Raw genomic sequence first — 18,277 nt, 5'->3', positions numbered from 1 at the left:
GGATCGGACAAGAGAAAGGCCGGTCCCGCAAAGGGCCGGCCTTTTCCATTTCCAACGCTGGAGCCGGCTTCAACCGGCCAGCGAGACCAACGCCTGCCGGTTCAGTATCTCCACCTCGCGACGCGAAGGCAGTTCGATCACGCCTTCATTCTTGAGCTTGGTGAACTGACGGCTGACCGTTTCGATCGTCAGTCCCAGAACGTCGGCAACTTGCTGGCGGGAAAACGGCAGTGAAAAACGGCGTGCAGGGCCGAAAGCGGGAGTGCATCCCGTTTCCGCCAGGCGATCGGACATTTCCAGCAGGAATGTCGCGATCTTTTCCGATGCGTTCTTGCGCCCGAGGAGCATCATCCACGAACGCGTGCGGTCGAGTTCCGCAAGAGTGCGCTCCAGCAGCTTGTGCTCAAGCTCGGGATGTTCGCGGGCGAAGCGGTCAAAATCGTTGCGCGAGAACACGCAGACACGCGCATCCGTCAGCGCGACCACGCTGGCGCTGCTGGTCTGTCCGAAGGGACGGCCGATGAAATCCGATGGATAGGCAACGCCGACGATCTGCTCGCGCCCGTCCTCCGTGCTGGTGGTCAGCTTGAGGACGCCTTCGATCACATTGGCGACGAGCAGCGAATCATCGTCTTCCCAGATCAGCGGTTCGCCCGCCGTCACCACTCTGCGTCGACCGATCTGATTGAGCGCTTCAATCTCACGGTTGTCGAGTCCGGCGCAAATGGCACGATTGCGGACGACACAGGTATCACAGGAAGACATGGCGCTTCGTTATCATTCCGAACCATTTCCGGCAATTGGCGAAAAGGATCGGTCTTCGGGCTCTCCGAAGCACGAAAAAATTGGGCGGTCCGTTTCTGCCGGGCCGCCCGAGTTGGGGAGAAATCGCCGAAGCGGGGCGGAGGCCGGTGGGGTGCATCCACCCCGCTTCGTCGAAGTCATGACTATCCGCGCGCGCCCGAGCCCGCGTTGACGGAAGTCAAAAACACCAACAATTTTTAGGATTGCTGCAGAATTCAGAGCGCGGGAAGCTGCGTCACGTCGTGATACTGGCCCCGGAAGAACAGCAGCGGTGTGCCGTCTTCGCGACGGTCCAGCGCCTCGACTGCGCCAACCACCAGAAAGTGATCGCCGATGTCCTCGACCCGCTCGACCGTGCAGTCGATCCAGGCAATCGCGTCCTCGAGAAGCGGCATGCCGGACGGCGTGTGATCGTGCGCAAGCTCGGCAAACTTGTCCTCAGCCTTCGCTGCAAAGCGCTTGCACAGCTCCAACTGGTCAGCGCCCAGCACATTCACGCAAAACCGGCCCGTCTCCGCGATCTTGGGCCATGTGCTCGATCGCTTGTCCGGGAAAAATCCCACAAGCGGCGGATCGAGCGAGATCGAACTGAACGAGCCCACGACCAGACCGTGCCGCGTTCCATCCGGCTCGACCGAAGTGATGACGCAGACACCTGTCGGCCAGGTACCGAGGACGTTACGGAAATGGCGGGGATCGATCATGCGCGCCTGCCTGTCGCCATTTCGCGCGGGCGTCAACCGTCCCTGAAGGTCTGGCGGGCTATTCGAAGTACGCGATACAGCGCACTTCGATGCTTTCCCGGATCTTCGCATCGGGCAGGCTGGTATCGTGAAACGCGGTGTGCGGGCAGCGCCAGGTGACCGAGTGATCGCTGTCCTGAAATTTGAACAGCAGCACGTCGTCTGCCTGCATGTTCGAGAAGTACCACCAGCGGTGGCGCTCGCGATGGCGGAAGATCGTCGCGGCGATCATCTGGTCCTCCCCTTCGACAGGAGCGGTCAGGGCGTCGCCGGTCGGGAATTCATCGACCACGAACAGGGTGTTCGAGGCGGTTTCCTCATCACTCACCGTGCGTCCGTCGCATACTGCCAGCGGCCAGTCCTGCGGCCCGGGCGAAAACGTCCGCCACAGCGAAAAGCAGATATAGCGCTTGTACCCCGGACCATCGGCAAACCGATCGGCATAGACCCGCGCGGCGGCGCGTTGCCCGGTAATCTCGTTATAATCGACGTGCGCTTCGCCTGCCGGTGGCTGGATTCCGCCGGAGTGCTGATAACCCTCGACCTTCTGTTTCGCCCTGGCCGACAGATCAGCCGACGTCCGGATCATCCACCCTTGAGCAGCGGTTCGGCTTGCCCCGGAAAGGCGCGTCACCAGGTTCTCGACTTCAGCCAGATAGGCGGCGTCGACCGCGGGCTTATCGTGGAAATCGGCAATGGCAGAGCGATGCTTGCCGAGCACGAAGCCATGCGTGTCGAGCGTGAAGTGATCGCGGATGGTCATCCCGTCGCGCACTTCGCAAGCGTAATCGAAATAGTCGCCGGTGTTCATCTCGGCGCCCTGCGAGACATAACGCCGCGTGACGTAGTCCCCCTCGCCCAGATACCGGATCAGCGCGGGAGCGCGGCGGACAGATTCCTCGATCGGCTCAAGCTGCGCAGTGACGTTCATCTGCCTCTCCCAAGGCCTTGTTTCTGATCCGGCCGACCTTCACATATGTTAGCCTGCCTAATCAAGTGGTGCCTTGAAAAGAAATGCAAGCCAAACGCGTAAAAGGCGTGTAGGGGCCGCCGCACAGGTATCGCCGTGCACTGTGTGGGAACGGGCTGAGGCGATTCGTGCCGGGGAAGTACCCCGGCCACCCAGCCGATATTGGCCCAACACATATGCGAATGTCGCTTCGGCGGCAGGAATGGCGATTTTGACGATGACTTTTGCACACCTCCCCAGCCCGCTCGCGCAGGCACTCGAAGCGCATGGCTATACGGCGCTTACGCCCGTCCAGGCTGCCGTTACCGAACCCGAAGCTTCGGGGCGCGACCTTGTCGTGTCGGCGCAGACGGGCTCGGGCAAGACCGTGGCTTTCGGCCTTGCCATGGCGCCGGAACTGATCGGCGACGAAAGCGCCCTCCCCTTCGCCACCGCGCCGCTGGCCCTGGTCGTGGCGCCAACCCGCGAACTCGCTCTGCAGGTCAGCCGCGAACTGCAGTGGCTCTATGCGCCGACCCACGCGCGCATCGCCACCTGCGTCGGCGGCATGGACCCTTCTCGCGAACGCCGCACGCTGCAGGGCGGAGCGCATATCGTCGTCGGCACGCCGGGCCGCCTGCGTGACCACCTCGAACGCGGCGCGCTCGACCTCTCCGCGCTCGCCTGCGTCGTGCTCGACGAAGCCGACGAGATGCTCGACATGGGCTTCCGCGAAGACCTCGAGGAACTGCTTGACGCAACGCCGGAAAACCGCCGCACGCTGCTGTTCTCGGCGACGATGCCAAAGCCGATCGAGGCATTGGCAAAGCGCTACCAGAAGAACTCGCTGCGCATCTCCACCGTTGGCGAAAATCGTGGCCATGGCGATATCGCCTACCGCGCCGTCGCCGTTGCTCCTGCCGAGATCGAAGCCGCCGTGGTCAATCTTCTGCGCTTCCACGAGGCCGAAACCGCGATGCTGTTCTGCGCCACGCGCGACAACGTCCGCCGCCTCCATGCCACGCTGGTTGAACGCGGCTTCACCGCCGTCGCCCTTTCGGGCGAGCACAGCCAGTCCGAGCGCAACAACGCGCTGCAGGCCCTTCGCGACCGCCGCGCTCGCGTTTGCGTTGCCACCGACGTGGCCGCGCGCGGCATCGACCTGCCTTCGCTGAGCCTCGTCATTCACGTCGAGATTCCGCGCGATGCCGAAACGCTGCAGCATCGTTCGGGCCGGACCGGTCGCGCGGGCAAGAAGGGCACGGCCGTGCTCATCGTGCCGTTCCCGCGCCGCCGCCGCGTCGAGATGATGCTGCGCGGGGCCAAGATCAATGCCGAGTGGGCCGAAGTGCCGACGCCGGAAGCGATCCGCGCGCAGGACCGCGAACGCCTGCTCGAGACGATCCTCGCACCAGTGGAGCCGGACGAGGCCGATCTCGATATCGCCCGCACCCTGCTCGAACAGCGCAGCGCCGAGGAGCTGGCCGCAGCGCTGGTTCGCGCGCATCGCGCCGCCCTGCCCCAGCCCGAAGAGCTGCTCTCCGGCACCGACGAAGGTCGCAAGCAGGCCGCGCACCGCCCCGGCTTTGACGATGTGGTGTGGTTCCGCATGGACGTGGGCCGTCGCCAGAACGCTGATCCGCGCTGGATCCTGCCGACGCTGTGCCGTCGCGGTCACGTCTCGCGCCAGGAGATCGGCGCGATCCGCATCGCGCCGAACGATACCTGGTTCCAGGTCCCTCGCGCCATTGCCGACCGCTTCGCCGATGCCGTGCGCCGCACCGCCGATCCCAAGGGCGAGGACGAGAACGGCATCCACATCGAAGCCGCGCCAGATGGTCCGCGCGAAATGGCGCGCGACAATCGCCGCGGCGCCAATGACGGCCCGCGCAAGTTCCAGCGCAACGACGACCGTCGCGGCGACGACCATCGCGGCCCGCGCCGCCCTCACCCGGCCGGCCAGCGTCCGCAAGGCAAGCCGCATCGCAAGGGCCCTGCGCAGCCTCGCTGATCAACCTCGTGGAACGGAATCGCCTGCTCCGGCTTGGACATGATGTTCGAGCCGGAGTTTTCACATGTCCCTGATGCCCAAGCCTGCCACCTTCCGCCTGATCGGGGCGCTGGCCCTGCCCTTTGCACTGATGCTCGGTGCGTGCGACGCGGCGGATACGCCGACACAGCCCATGGACGCCAAGGATATTCCTGAGAACCAGGGCATGGGCGGCGCCTATGACGGAAACCCGACGGGGACTCCGTCAGGCACCGGCGCGGACACGCCTGTGAACGCACCAGCCGAGGACCGCTCCTCGGCTGACGGCACAACGCCAATGCAGTCGCAACCGCAGTAAGGCGGTTTATTCCTCGCCCATCCGCAGGGCGGCGATAAAGGCTTCCTGCGGGATCGAGACGTTGCCGTACTCGCGCATGCGGGCCTTGCCCTTCTTCTGCTTTTCCAGAAGCTTCTTCTTGCGGGTGATGTCGCCGCCATAGCACTTGGCGGTAACGTCCTTGCGCATCGCCGCGATCGTCTCGCGGGCAACAACCTTGCCGCCGATGGCTGCCTGCACCGGGATCTTGAACAGGTGGCGCGGGATCAGGTCCTTGAGGCGCTCGCACATGTGGCGTCCGCGCGCCTCGGCCGCGCTGCGGTGGACAATCATCGACAGCGCATCGACTGGCTCGTTGTTGACGAGAATGCTCATCTTGACAAGATCGCCCTCGCGCAAGCCGATCTGCTCGTAGTCGAACGAGGCATAGCCACGGCTGATCGACTTGAGGCGGTCGTAGAAATCGAACACGACTTCGTTCAACGGCAGTTCGTAGGTCACCTGCGCACGCCCGCCGACATAAGTCAGCCCGGTCTGCACGCCGCGCCGGTCCTGGCACAGCTTGAGCACCGAGCCGAGGTACTCGTCCGGCGTGTAGATGGTGCCCTTGATCCACGGTTCGTCGATCTGTTCGATGCGGCTTGGATCGGGATAGTCGGCCGGATTGTGCAGCAGGATCTCGCGCGCATCATCGTTGCGGCTGGCGCGCAGCTGGATGCGGTAAACCACTGAAGGCGCAGTGGTAATCAGGTCAAGATCGTACTCGCGGCTGAGACGCTCCTGAATGATCTCGAGGTGCAGCAATCCCAGGAAGCCGCAACGGAAACCGAAGCCCAATGCTGCGCTCGATTCCATCTCGAAGCTGAACGATGCGTCGTTCAAGCGCAGCTTGGCGATGCTTTCGCGCAGCTTTTCGAACTCTGCAGCATCGACCGGGAAGATGCCGCAGAACACGACCGGCTGCACTTCCTTGAAGCCCGGCAGTGCTTCCTTGGCGCCCTGCTTTACCGTGGTGATCGTGTCACCCACGCGGGCCTGCGCCACTTCCTTGATCTGCGCGGTGATGAAACCGATTTCGCCCGGACCCAGTTCGTCGAGCGTCTCGATCTTTGGCCGCATGCAGCCGACGCGGTCGATCAGGTGTTCGGTCCCCCCGGCCATGAACTTGACCTGCAGGCCCTTCCTGATCACGCCATCGATCACGCGAACGAGGATGACGACGCCGAGGTACGGGTCGTACCACGAGTCCACCAGCATGGCCTTGAGCGGTGCGCTGCGATCGCCCTTCGGCGGGGGAATGCGCTCGACCACGGAGTCCAGCACTTCCTCGATGCCGATGCCCGACTTGGCGCTGGTCATCACGGCGTTGCTGGCGTCGAGGCCGATCACGTCCTCGATCTCGGCCTTGACCTTTTCGGGCTCGGCGGCGGGCAAGTCGATCTTGTTGATCACCGGCACGATCTCGTGATCGTGCTCGATCGACTGATAGACGTTGGCCAGCGTCTGCGCTTCCACGCCCTGCGCCGCGTCCACGACCAGCAGCGCGCCTTCACAGGCGGCAAGGCTGCGGCTGACTTCATAGGCAAAGTCGACGTGGCCCGGCGTGTCCATCAGGTTGAGCTGATAGGTCTTTCCGTCCTTGGCCTTGTAATCAAGGCGCACGGTCTGCGCCTTGATCGTGATGCCGCGCTCCTTCTCGATATCCATGTTGTCGAGCACCTGCTCAGACATCTCACGCTCGGAAAGGCCCCCGGTGTACTGGATCAGACGATCCGCCAGCGTCGACTTGCCGTGGTCGATATGGGCGATGATGGAGAAATTGCGGATCAGCGAAAGGTCGGTCATGTCGGTCTTTGAATGAAAGCGGTGCGGTGCGCACCGGAGCGCCGTTAGCAGGTGTGATCCAGCGAGTCACGATGGCCCGAGTCTGCATCGGTGAAAGCCCCGAGACGCGATTCTTTTCAGATGTGCGTCAGTTTCTCGACATCGGACACAAAGCCGAAATATTATTTTTCCATTGAAATTCATATGGATAAATCGAATTATACGAAACGGAATCTGCCATCGCGTCAACTGGCTGTCACAAACTCGTCATTTTCAGCGCCTAGCGGCTCCGGCAACACAGCGAACGGAGAAGCAAAGTGTCGGCAAGCAAGGCGTTCAAGGCGGCGTTGGCAGCAACCGTCTTCCTGTCTGCGCCGCAGATCGCGGCAGCGGCGGAAGATCAGGACGCAAAGATCGCCGATCTTCAGCGCCAGGTCGATGAACTGAAGGCCATTGTCAAGGCGATGCAGGCGGCCCAGGCGGCTCCGCAGATCGCGGCCGCGCCGGCCACCACCACGCCTCTTGCCCCGGCAGCGCCCGTACCGACCAATCCTGCTGCCACGGCGCCGACGGCCACGCCCGTTGCCTTGGCCAGCGCCGCACCGGTCGAGAAAAAGAAGAAGGCCTGGCACGAGAAGCTGATGATCCGGGGCTACACCCAGATGCGCCTCAACGAGATCGTCAGCGGGCCGAAGAACGCGCCTGCAGGAGTATCAAGGCTGCGCTCGGTGCAGGACAGCGGGATCAGCGAGAACGGGAACTTCACGCTGCGCCGTGCTCGCCTTGTCGTGCAGGGTGAAATCTCCGACCGCGTCTCGCTCTACATGCAAGGCGATATGGCGGCTGCGGTCAGCAACCAGTCGGCAAATGAATCGCGCCAGCATTTCTTCCAGATGCGCGATGCCTATGCAGACGTGTTCCTCGACAAGGCCAAGACATTGAAGGTGCGTCTCGGCCAGTCGAAGGTGCCTTATGGCTGGGAGAACCTCCAGAGCTCCTCGAACCGTGTGCCGCTGGATCGTACCGATGCGATCAACGCCCCCGTTCCCGGCGAACGCGATCTTGGCGCCGTCCTCTATTACACCCCGCCGAAGATCCAGAAGATCTGGGACGAGCTTACCCAGGATGGCCAGAAGCTGTTCGGCAATTACGGCGCCTTCGCCATTGCCGCGTACAACGGCCAGGGCATCAACAAGGTTGAACGCAACGGCGGTCTGATGACGGTCGCCATGGCGACGGTGCCGTTCCGGCTCGACGGCATCGGCCTTGATGGCCAGGTCGCGGAATTCGGCGTAACCGCAATGCGCAACCAGTTCCGACCCGAAGTCCGCACGGGCGGCGTCTCGACGATCTCCTATGACGACAACCACGTGAACTTCCACGGCATGATCTATCCCAAGCCCTTTGGCATCCAGGCCGAATGGACCTTCGGGACCGCACCGCAATGGGACCGCACGCTTGGCGCCATCCGTTCGCAGCGGGCGTCCGGCGGCTATGTCATGGCCATGTACCGCATGCCGGAAACCCCGATCGGCCAGCTCATTCCCTTTGCGCGCTGGCAGAAGTATCGCGGCGGCTGGAAGAGCGCGATCAACGCGCCACGGCTCGAAACGGACGAGTACGAGGTGGGCGTCGAGTGGCTCCCGTTGAAGGAACTGGAAGTCACGCTCAACTATGCCAACGTCTCGCGTACCGAAGCAGACGAGAGACGGACCGGGCAGGCCAAGGGCGATGTCATCCGCGCGCAGGTGCAGTGGAACTATTGATCATGTGGGCCTGAATGGTGCCGGTCGGTCCGGCACCGCGAAAATGCCTGTCCTTGGGCGTCCGCTTATCGCAGGCAAGAGGCGGATCGTCGCTTGCCGCGGTGATGCCGTGCCTGTTCATCCGACGTTGTGGATCGTGTCGCAAGGATCGCCGTTGTCGCAGCAAATCGGATCAACCGAACTGCAAGCATCGTTTCGACTACGGGAGCATCCCATGAGAAAGACCATTCTGGCCGCAACCCTGGCAGCCATCGCTCTTCCCGCCGCACCGGCGCTGGCAGATCCCCCGCACTGGGCTCCCGCCCACGGTCACCGGGCAAAGCATGACCGCATCTATGACAGCCGTGGCCGCTACCTTGAGCCGCGTCGCATCAGCAGCCGCGATACCGTGTGGCGCGGTCGTGACGGACGCTACTACTGCCGTCGCAACAACGGCACGACTGGGCTGATCATCGGCGCTGCAGGCGGCGCGCTGCTGGGCCGCACCATTGATACGCGAGGCGATCGCGCTCTGGGTACGATCCTCGGCGCAGCGGGCGGCGCACTGCTCGGGCGCGAGATCGAACGGAGTGGTGGTCGCTGCCGTTAAGCGAATTCAGCTACAAGCATCAGGGCGGCTCGCAAGGGCCGCCCTTTTGCTATTTGCGCGCCAGTTCCTTGACCAGCGCGGGCGCAGGGTAGATCACGTCCAACGCATGCTGGATCGCTGCGGTGCTGACGACGACGGTTCGGTTGACTTCACCTTGATAGCCGTAGTTGCCACCGATCGAATGGATATTACCGTCGAACGCCGCGCCGATCACGCTGCCGTCGCGGTCGATTACCGGCGATCCCGAATTGCCACCGATGATGTCGTTGGTCGTGACGAAATCGAACGGCAAGGACTTGTCGATCTTCGCCTCGTTCGCCGCAAATGCACTGGCCAGTTCGAACGGTTCGGCACCGGTCGCCCGGTCGAAGGCACCTCCGATGGTGGTGACGGGCGCAACGTCCTGCCCGCGCTCCTTCCAGCCCTCGACCTTCCCATAGCTGATGCGCAGCGTGAACGTGGCGTCGGGATAGACACTGTTGCCATAGGCCATGAACCGCGCATCGGCGAGCCGGGCTCCTGCTTCGGCCAGAGGTCCGGCATAGCGTTCGTCCACCAGCTTCTTCAGTTCCCGCTCTCGGGCGTCGATCTTGCGGGCATAGACGATCATCGGGTCGGATGACGCCTCGATAGCCGTGCGACCGCCTTCCCACAGCGCCTTGCGAACCGCCGGATCGGCCAGCGTCGTCCCGCCAACCAGTCGCTCGGCCAAAGCCTCCGGCGACTCCTTACCCAGCAACAGCCGGGTGTCAGCATCGTCGGCACCAAGATACTCGCGCGCCTTCGACAGGCTCCATGCCAGTTCCAGCTGCTCCATCCACGGATAGACCGGTGCATCGTCGAGCAGCGTCTTGGCCGTGAGTTCGAGGCTGGAATCGCGGAATTCCGGCAGGCGCTCGGCATTGGGCTTTTCCCGCTCTGCCGCGCCCTGCACCAGCTTCATGGCCTGATCCATCAATGCGGAGTGCGGCACGATGAAGCGCCACGGCACATAGATGTCGCGATAGGACTGGACTGCCTTCGCCGTGTCCGCCCAGGGATCGCCGATCCCCGGTTTGCCCTTGGTCTTCGCCTTCAGGTCCGCCTCGGCATCGCCAAGCATCTTGAGGAATGCCGGATCGTTCAACGCCTTCTGCCGCCCGATATAGACCTTGAGGCTGTTCTCGATCCCGAACAGTTCGTCAGCGCCCTCGCGCTTCTGCTGCGGGCTCTTGTCCATTGCCGCAATAAGGCGCCCGCGCAGTTCGGACAGGATGGTCGTTGTCAGCGGAAGTCCGACTTCGCGCTGGAAGGCAATCTGGTCAGTGGTGAAAAGCCTCTGCGTTGCCCCCGGGTTGCCCACCACGAACGTCGCTTCGCCTACCTTCGGCCCGCGAGAGTTCCATGAGAGATGGGCAGGAGTTGGAACCGGTTTGCCATTCTCGTAGGCCCGCAGGAACGCGGCATCGAGCGCATAGCGCGGGTAGTTGAAGTTGTCCGGATCGCCCCCGAAGAACGCCGCCTGAAACTGTGGCGCCCAGGCCAGGCGCACGTCGGAATACTTGCGATAGGTATAGAGCTTGTACTGGCCGCCGCCGAACAGCGTTACAACCTCGCATCGCGTGGTCTTGCCGTCCTTGCACCCGTCTTTCTCGATCCGTGCAACTTCGGCATCGCGCGCCTTGACTAGCGCTTCGCCGGTGGAATTGCTGATCGCCGCCTTGACCCGTGCGGTCACGTCGGAAATTGCGGTCACGACCTCGGCCTGCTGGCCGGGGCACTTGAGTTCGTCTTCACGCCGGGCGGGCACGAAGCCGTCCTTCAGAAGATCACGCTGGTCGGTCGAGTTGTCCTGCGCGCATTCGACGACGCAATGGTGGTTCGTAAGGATCAGCCCTTCGGACGAGACGAAGCTGGCCGAACAGCCGCCGGTCAGGCGCACTGCTGCTGCCTGCACGCGGGCCAGCCACTTCGCATCGGGTGCCCACCCGTAGTCCTTCTGCATCCTGGCCGTCGGGAATGCATCGAAAGTCCACATGCCCTCGTCAGCCAGAGCCTGCGCAGAATGGAATGACAACGACAGCAGCGCGGCGGAAGCGGCAAGACGGAATTTGGCCATGGCACCCGGTCCTGAAAGTTACAATTGCAATCGCATTAACCATCGCATGACATGAACGGATTTTAAAGTGACAATGTTACATGCAATCTTCGTCAATAAACCCTTGCGACAGGATCGGCTTCGCATAACCTGTGGGCATGTGGCTGCTAGACCAGATGCTCAAGAGGCTGATCCGCAAGGGTAAGCTTGTCGTAATCGATCATGATGGCAAGGAGTACGCCTACGGCGAGCCAACCGCTCCGCCCCTGAAGATCCGTTTCACGGACAAGGGCGCGGCCATGCATGTCGCCAAGGACCCGCGAGTCGGCGCGGGCGAGGCGTACATGGACGGACGCATGGTCATCGAACCGCCGCACGATGTGCGCGATTTCGTCCTGTTCGTCATGGGCAATGCCAGCAGCGCCGGCGGGATTGACCGCAAGGGCCCGGTCCGCAAGGCGCTTTCCAAGGTCGTCTCGCGCATCGACCAGATCAACCAGCGGGCGCAGGCCTCGAAGAACGTCGTTCACCACTACGACCTGACCCGCCAGTTTTACGAGCTGTTTCTCGACGAGGACCGGCAATACACCATGGCCTACTTCCGCGATCCTCAGAACACGCTGGAGCGCGCTCAGGTCGACAAGAAGGCGCTGATCGCCTCCAAGCTCCGGCTGGTGCCGGGGCAGAGTTCAGGGATGCGCGTGCTGGACATCGGCTGCGGCTGGGGCGGTCTTGCGCTCTATCTCAACCGCCACTTCGGCTGCGAAGTGCTTGGCGTAAGCCTTGCGCCCGATCAGGTGAAATTCGCGCAGGAGCGCGCCGAAGAGGCTGGCGTCGCCGACAAGGTCAAGTTCCAGCTGATCGACTATCGCGATGTGCAAGGCCAGTTCGACCGCATCACCAGCGTCGGCATGATCGAGCACGTCGGCGCACCCAACTTTGGCGAATACTTCGCGAAGACGAACGAGCTGCTCGATCCCGATGGGATCATGCTGACCCACACGATCGGCCGCAAGGGCACGCCCGGCACGACCGACAAGTGGACGCGCAAGTACATCTTCCCCGGCGGCTACATCCCGGCGATGAGCGAACTGGTCTCGGCGCTGGAGAGGACCGGCTGGGAAGTGGGCGACATCGAAGTCCTGCGCTACCACTATGCCTACACGCTCGCCGAATGGTACCGTCGCGCCACGATGCACCGGGACGAAATCGTCGCTCTATATGACGAGCGCCTGTTCCGCATGTGGCAGTTCTACCTTGCCGGTGCCGAACAGAGTTTCCGGCACGGCAGCATGGTCAACTTCCACATCCAGAGCGTGAAGCGTCGCAGCGCCCTGCCCATGACCCGCGACTACATGCAGCAGGAATGGGCGCGGCTGTCAGCTCTGGACGAGGCGCCGGAGTGGCATCTGGAGCGCAAGGCGGCGGAGTGACTTTTCGGCCCCTTACGTAGCCATGGGATAATGGCGCCGCCCGCAGGATCGGCTCACACCGATGGGGCGGTGCCTGCGCGTCCCCTCGCAACCCTTGCTCCGGCCGCAATACCAGGCTTTTCGATTGCCGCGTACGTGGCCAGTGAGCCGAGATAGGTAAGGACGATCGTGCCCACCGCGATGGCAACTTGCGCCAGCATGCCAGCAAGCCCGAAAGCGGCACAGAGATAGGCGATGCCATAGAGCGGTATCATGTGAAGCAGATAAATCGAGTACGAGATATCGCCCATGTGACTTGGAATTCGGGCACCAAGCAGCCGTGCTGGCAGGTGAAACACACTCCTGGTCGGCTGGCGCGAAGAGAAAACCACGGCAGCCCAGAGCAAAAGCGGGATGAGCTGCGCAAACCCGTCGACGGCAATGGCTCCGAGCGCGCAGAACAAACCGATGACAGCAGAGGCCCGGGACGCGCCGGGCTTGGTGGAGACGTGCGTGGCAATGCCAATCGCAAACAGGAGGATCTTCGCACCGAGGAAAGCGCCCGTAAACAGCGGGGCGAGCGCAAGAAGGCCTCCTACAATTGCGGCAGCGACCAGCCACCGCTGCCTTAACATGGCGCCAACGAGAAAGGGGGCCAAAAGGTAGAATTGCCATTCGAGCGAAATGCTCCAGGCCTGCCCCACGATCGTATAGGCCGGGTTGTCGGCAAAAGAGAGCGGGACCAGTCCCTGCAGCAGCGGTATGTGGATGAACAGGTGGGATGGCAGTGCCTTGATAGCTTGCTCCGCCAGGGCCATGCGATTGAGATTGGCATCCGTGGGCGGAAGACTGGCCCAAGCCTCGGCCTGAACCCCGAGAAGCAGTGTCGATATCGCCAGAACCGGAAGATACAGCGGGAAAAGACGAAACGCCCGCCGGACGATATACGCCGGATAGGCTTCATCCTTGCGATCAATGAGCATGGCGATCACAAAGCCGGACAGGAGAATGAAGACATCGACCGCCAGCGTGTTGCGATCGATCAGCGGCAGCTTCCATGCCAGGGCGAGAGAAACGTGCCCCGCCACCACCCACCACGCCATGATCCCGCGCAGTCCATGGAAGGACTGAATTCTGCTGGTTTCGCCACTTTTGCCCATATCGGGGAGGTGTCGCACTCGAGACGGCGTGTCAACAGAGGCTTGAACCGGGCGCCCCCCTTCTTGGGCCTGCGCAGTGCGCGTACCGTCTCGGCTCCCACTTTCACTGCGTGGAAAGAAGGTGCCCACGACATGCTTGATCTTGGCGTTCGGCGATTGCCACCCGGCGACTAACTTGTTAGCCACACTAACGAACAAATCTCAGCAGGGTGCCTTTTGATGACCGCTCCTACCGCCGCCGACCTTTCCGCCGACATCCAGCGCGTGTTCGCGCTCCAGCAAGCGCATATGTGGGAAGCCAAGGCCTCGAGCGCCGATGTGCGCAAGGAAAAGCTCGCGCGCCTTAAGGCTGCGGTCGAAGCCCATGCCGACGACATCGTGGCAGCCGTGCTGGAGGACACCCGCAAGCCGGTGGGTGAAATCCGCGTTACCGAAGTGCTCAACGTCACCGCCAACATCCAGCGCAACATCGACAATCTCGATGAGTGGATGAAGCCGACGGAAGTCCAGACCTCACTCAACCCGGCAGACCGCGCCCAGATCGCCTATGAAGCGCGGGGCGTCTGCCTCATCCTCGGGCCGTGGAACTTCCCGCTCGGTCTTGCGCTCGGGCCGGTCGCCGCTGCGATTGCGGCGGGCAACACCTGCATCGTCAAGCTTACCGACCTGTGCCCTGCCACCGCGAAGATCGCTGCGGTGATCATCAAGGAGGCCTTCGACGAGAAGGACGTCGCCCTGTTCGAAGGCGATGTTTCCGTGGCAACTGCGCTGCTGGACCTGCCCTTCCACCACATCTTCTTCACCGGAAGCCCGCGCGTCGGCAAGATCGTGATGGCGGCAGCGGCCAAGCACCTTACCAGCGTGACGCTGGAGCTTGGCGGCAAGTCTCCGGTGATCGTCGACGACAGCGCCGATATCGGCCAGATTGCGGCACAACTTGCCGCCGCCAAGCAGTTCAACGGCGGACAGGCCTGCATCAGCCCTGACTACGTGTTCGTGAAGGAAGACAAGAAGGCCGCGCTGGTCGAAGGCTTCCGCGCCAACGTCGAGAAGAACCTCTATGACGAAAGCGGCACGCTGAAGAAGGACAGTATCGCTCAGGTCGTCAACAAGGCAAACTTCGACCGGGTGAAGGCGATGTTCGACGACGCCGTTGCCAAGGGCGCAACCGTCGCCGTGGGCGGCACCTTCGACGCGGATGACCTCACCGTTCACCCAACGATGCTGACCGACGTCACCCCGCAGATGACGATCCTGCAGGACGAGATCTTTGCCCCGGTCATTCCAGTGATGACCTACGACACTCTCGACCAGGCCATCGGCTACATCGAGGCCCGCGACAAGCCGCTGGCGCTCTACGTCTACAGCAAGGACGAGGACAACATCGAGAAGGTCCTCGCCCGCACCTCTTCAGGCGGCGTCACCGTGAACGGGGTGTTCTCGCACTACCTTGAGAACAACCTGCCGTTCGGCGGCGTCAACACCAGCGGCATGGGCAGCTATCACGGCTATTTCGGCTTCAAGTGCTTCAGCCACGAACGGGCGATCTACCGGCACATGTAAAGCGCACTCTGCGTCGTTCGGCTTATTCCTGATCTCCCGGTGGCTTCCTAGCCTGTCTGAAACAGGCACGAGGGACGACATGGCGATCAGGAGAGCACTTGTGGCAATCGGGCTCTTGCTCGCGACCGTGACGACTGTTCAAGCGGGCGAAGTCCGCGTCCTGCCAATCAACGATCACCTCATCGCCTTCTATGACGGTCGTCCGGAAGAGAAAGGCGTCGATCTGTCGAAGGCGACCTGGGCGGACCATGGCGCGAACTTTGTCGGCGTCGCTACCTTTGCCGTGTTCGACGGCGCCGAGGCGCTGGTCTACGACACCTACCCGAGCATCGAGGAGGCGCAGCAGGTGCGCGCCTGGCTTGAAAAGCGCGGCGTGAAGCACTTCATCGTCGTCAACAGCCACTGGCATCTCGATCACGTCGGCGGCAATGCGCTTTATGCGGACAGCACGGTGATCGCGACGGAGAAGGCCCGGGCACAGCTGATCCGGCACAAGGCGCAGATCGAGGATGGCACCTTGCAAGGCCCGCCAGCCATATCGCCGTTGAAGGTGCCCGAAGTTGGCATCACTGAACCGACAATGGTCAGTGTCGGGCGCTATACGGTTGAACTGCGCCCGGTGAACATCCACTCATCCGACGGCCTCGTCGCGTGGCTCCCGCAGGACAGGCTCCTGTTGGCGGGGGACACGCTTGAAGATACCCTGACCTTCATTGCCGAACCGGAAAGCCTTGCGGAACAGTACCGCAACCTCGGCGCGATGAAAGAATGGGCGCCGGTGGGCATCCTGCCCAACCATGGCGATCCGGCGATCATCGCCAAAGGCGGCTATCACACCGACCTGATCGACATGACCCGCAACTACATTCGGAGCATGGCCGAACACGCGCACGACAAGGATTTTGCCAACCAGCCGATCGAGCGGTTCATCCCGGCCGAACTGAAGGCAGGCACTGTCAGCCTGTGGTGGGCCTATCGCGAGGCGCACCACGAGAACCTGCAGAAACTGGCAAGCTACTACAAGGACAGGCCCCTGCCCGCCTTTGCGCCCTGATCGTCAGGCAGCCACATCCCGGCAAACCTTGCACCCCCGCCCCCTCCCTGTTAGGCGCGCGGCGCGTATTTCACGGGAGTCGTAGCGCTCATGTCCGATATCAAGAAGGTCGTCCTCGCCTATTCCGGTGGCCTCGACACCTCCGTCATCCTCAAGTGGCTGCAGGTCACCTACAACTGCGAAGTGGTGACCTTCACCGCCGACCTCGGCCAGGGCGAGGAGCTGGAGCCTGCGCGCGCCAAGGCCAAGCTGATGGGCGTGCCCGACCATCACATCTACATCGACGATCTGCGCGAGGAATTCGTGCGCGATTTCGTCTTCCCGATGATGCGCGCCAATGCCCGTTACGAGGGCGACTATCTGCTCGGAACCTCGATCGCCCGCCCGCTGATTTCCAAGCGCCTGATCGAGATCGCGCGCGAGACCGGCGCTGATGCCGTCGCCCATGGCGCGACCGGCAAGGGCAATGACCAGGTCCGCTTCGAACTCTCGGCCTATGCGCTTGAACCCGGCATCAAGGTCATCGCACCGTGGCGCGAATGGGACCTCACCAGCCGCACCGCGCTGATCGCCTGGGCCGAGGCGCACCAGATCCCGGTGCCCAAGGACAAGCGCGGCGAGAGCCCGTTCTCGACCGACGCCAACCTCCTCCACACCTCCTCCGAGGGCAAGGTGCTGGAAGATCCGTGGGAAGAGACCCCGGACTACGTCTACTCGCGCACGGTCAATCCCGAGGACGCGCCGGACGCGCCCGAGTACATCACCATCGACTTCGAGAAGGGCGATGGCGTTGCCCTCAATGGTCAGGCGATGTCTCCCGCCACGCTGCTTGCCGCGCTCAACGACCTTGGCCGCAAGCATGGCATCGGCCGGCTGGACCTTGTCGAGAACCGCTTCGTCGGCATGAAGAGCCGCGGCATGTATGAAACGCCGGGCGGCGAGATCTATGCCCGCGCCCATCGCGGGATCGAAAGCATCACGCTCGATCGCGGTGCCGCGCACCTCAAGGACGAGCTCATGCCCAAGTACGCAGAGCTCATCTACAACGGCTTCTGGTTCTCGCCGGAGCGCGAGATGCTGCAAGCCGCGATTGACCATTCGCAGGCCCGCGTGAACGGCACCGTCCGCCTCAAGCTCTACAAGGGCAGCGCCTCGGTCGTCGGCCGCAAGTCGCCCGACAGCCTCTATTCCGAACGCCACGTGACGTTCGAGGACGATGCCGGTGCCTATGATCAGAAGGATGCGGCCGGCTTCATCAAGCTGAACGCCCTTCGCCTGCGTCTCTTGGCGCAGCAGGGACGGTAATTGCTGCGCTTCGGCGCTGCACAATAACTATCCACCGAAAGGTGCGGGGGTTGTGGATAACTCCCGCACTTTTTGCTTGCGCGACTCGGGCAACAGGCGCAGCTTTTGATTGTCGAGAGCGCACCAACCCCAAAGTTCAGGGCCCAAACCTCTGAATTTTCAGGACTAAGTGCGCAACGATACGAACACGGATAGTTTGCAGCGTAACCAACCGGCAGGCACCTTCGGGCTGATCTGCGGATGCGCGAAACTGCGGCCTTCGTGATCGGAAACGGAATGCGGAACGGCATCGTTTTCCACGGTACAGCGCGCGGGCAGGCTTCGGTCTCCATCTAGCGCGATGCGGCGAAGACAAGGATGGCGAGCAGCATTTCACCCCGGCGAACGGCGGCGTTCGTCCGGCCAGGTGAAAGCCAGGTCGGGAGCGAGCTACCAGACAAAGGGGAAACGCCCACGGACGGCTTTTTCCGGACCGCTTGAAAGAGCACCCGGAACAGTCGCGGTAAACCGGAGCGACGGAGGAGTGCCTGGCACTCGACCGGCGCGGATAGGCGGAAGGACAGATAGCGGCGCGACCTTGTGCGAAAGCACGGATCGGCAGCAGCCCAGGGGCTACGCGCCCCGGACGGCATCCAACCACACGCCCACCACGCGCAAAGCGCGCTCCGACGAGCAAAGCCACGAGGCGCATGGACGTCAGCAAT

14 protein-coding genes are annotated in these 18,277 nt (G+C 62.8%); 8 read left to right on the top strand and 6 right to left on the bottom strand.

Going from position 1 to position 18,277, the window contains the following annotated elements; all coding sequences use genetic code 11:
• Positions 1 to 69: 69 nt before the first annotated feature.
• The 3 genes from IM701_RS05175 to IM701_RS05165 form a co-directional block, all read right to left on the bottom strand.
• The gene (locus IM701_RS05175; protein WP_039335157.1) at positions 70 to 765 is read right to left on the bottom strand and encodes a Crp/Fnr family transcriptional regulator; all 696 of its coding nucleotides are present in this window, start codon (positions 763 to 765) and stop codon (positions 70 to 72) included.
• Positions 766 to 1,019: 254 nt separating this feature from the next.
• Positions 1,020 to 1,508, bottom strand: coding sequence for a flavin reductase family protein (locus IM701_RS05170; protein ID WP_039335159.1), 489 nt, complete (start codon positions 1,506 to 1,508; stop codon positions 1,020 to 1,022).
• A gap of 58 nt (positions 1,509 to 1,566) precedes the next feature.
• Positions 1,567 to 2,478, bottom strand: a complete 912-nt coding sequence (locus tag IM701_RS05165) for a CmcJ/NvfI family oxidoreductase (protein WP_039335161.1) — start codon at positions 2,476 to 2,478, stop codon at positions 1,567 to 1,569.
• 256 nt (positions 2,479 to 2,734) lie between these two features.
• On the opposite strand from IM701_RS05165, the gene IM701_RS05160 reads away from it, so the two are divergent.
• On the top strand, positions 2,735 to 4,507 hold the full coding sequence (locus IM701_RS05160; protein WP_062343669.1) for a DEAD/DEAH box helicase: 1,773 nt from the start codon (positions 2,735 to 2,737) through the stop codon (positions 4,505 to 4,507).
• A 64-nt stretch (positions 4,508 to 4,571) separates the two neighbouring features.
• Positions 4,572 to 4,844, top strand: a complete 273-nt coding sequence (locus tag IM701_RS05155; RefSeq protein WP_193827992.1) for a hypothetical protein — start codon at positions 4,572 to 4,574, stop codon at positions 4,842 to 4,844.
• Positions 4,845 to 4,850: 6 nt separating this feature from the next.
• Here IM701_RS05155 and lepA read toward each other — a convergent pair whose 3' ends face one another.
• On the bottom strand, positions 4,851 to 6,668 hold the full coding sequence (gene lepA / locus IM701_RS05150) for a translation elongation factor 4 (protein ID WP_039335165.1): 1,818 nt from the start codon (positions 6,666 to 6,668) through the stop codon (positions 4,851 to 4,853).
• 296 nt (positions 6,669 to 6,964) lie between these two features.
• Between lepA and IM701_RS05145 the strand changes: the two genes are divergently transcribed.
• Both IM701_RS05145 and IM701_RS05140 read left to right on the top strand, forming a co-directional pair.
• Positions 6,965 to 8,413, top strand: a complete 1,449-nt coding sequence (locus tag IM701_RS05145) for a porin (protein ID WP_370584351.1) — start codon at positions 6,965 to 6,967, stop codon at positions 8,411 to 8,413.
• Positions 8,414 to 8,627: 214 nt separating this feature from the next.
• Entirely contained in the window at positions 8,628 to 9,002 is a 375-nt protein-coding gene (locus IM701_RS05140) for a glycine zipper 2TM domain-containing protein (RefSeq protein WP_039335167.1), read from the top strand.
• A gap of 49 nt (positions 9,003 to 9,051) precedes the next feature.
• On the opposite strand, the gene IM701_RS05135 is transcribed toward IM701_RS05140, so the two are convergent.
• Positions 9,052 to 11,100 (bottom strand): S46 family peptidase, encoded by a 2,049-nt coding sequence (locus IM701_RS05135; protein ID WP_193827991.1) that lies wholly within the window; start codon positions 11,098 to 11,100, stop codon positions 9,052 to 9,054.
• Between the two features lie 137 nt (positions 11,101 to 11,237).
• Here IM701_RS05135 and IM701_RS05130 point away from each other — a divergent pair, with 137 nt between their 5' ends.
• Entirely contained in the window at positions 11,238 to 12,512 is a 1,275-nt protein-coding gene (locus IM701_RS05130; protein WP_193827990.1) for a cyclopropane-fatty-acyl-phospholipid synthase family protein, read from the top strand.
• A 53-nt stretch (positions 12,513 to 12,565) separates the two neighbouring features.
• On the opposite strand, the gene IM701_RS05125 is transcribed toward IM701_RS05130, so the two are convergent.
• Positions 12,566 to 13,594, bottom strand: a complete 1,029-nt coding sequence (locus tag IM701_RS05125) for an acyltransferase (protein WP_193827989.1) — start codon at positions 13,592 to 13,594, stop codon at positions 12,566 to 12,568.
• Positions 13,595 to 13,870: 276 nt separating this feature from the next.
• On the opposite strand from IM701_RS05125, the gene IM701_RS05120 reads away from it, so the two are divergent.
• The 3 genes from IM701_RS05120 (at position 13,871) to IM701_RS05110 (ending at position 17,573) form a co-directional block, all read left to right on the top strand.
• Positions 13,871 to 15,214: an aldehyde dehydrogenase family protein gene (locus IM701_RS05120; protein WP_193827988.1), complete on the top strand. Its 1,344-nt coding sequence runs from the start codon at positions 13,871 to 13,873 to the stop codon at positions 15,212 to 15,214.
• 100 nt (positions 15,215 to 15,314) lie between these two features.
• A complete protein-coding gene (locus tag IM701_RS05115) occupies positions 15,315 to 16,268 on the top strand; it encodes an MBL fold metallo-hydrolase (RefSeq protein WP_193827987.1) in 954 nt (317 codons plus the stop codon).
• A 90-nt stretch (positions 16,269 to 16,358) separates the two neighbouring features.
• Entirely contained in the window at positions 16,359 to 17,573 is a 1,215-nt protein-coding gene (locus IM701_RS05110) for an argininosuccinate synthase (RefSeq protein ID WP_193827986.1), read from the top strand.
• The last annotated feature ends 704 nt before the right edge of the window (positions 17,574 to 18,277 follow it).

Source organism: Novosphingobium sp. ES2-1, assembly GCF_015169775.1.
GTDB lineage: Bacteria > Pseudomonadota > Alphaproteobacteria > Sphingomonadales > Sphingomonadaceae > Novosphingobium > Novosphingobium subterraneum.
Note: the sequence above shows the minus strand (reverse complement) of the source record. Positions and strands in the feature narration are given on the sequence as shown.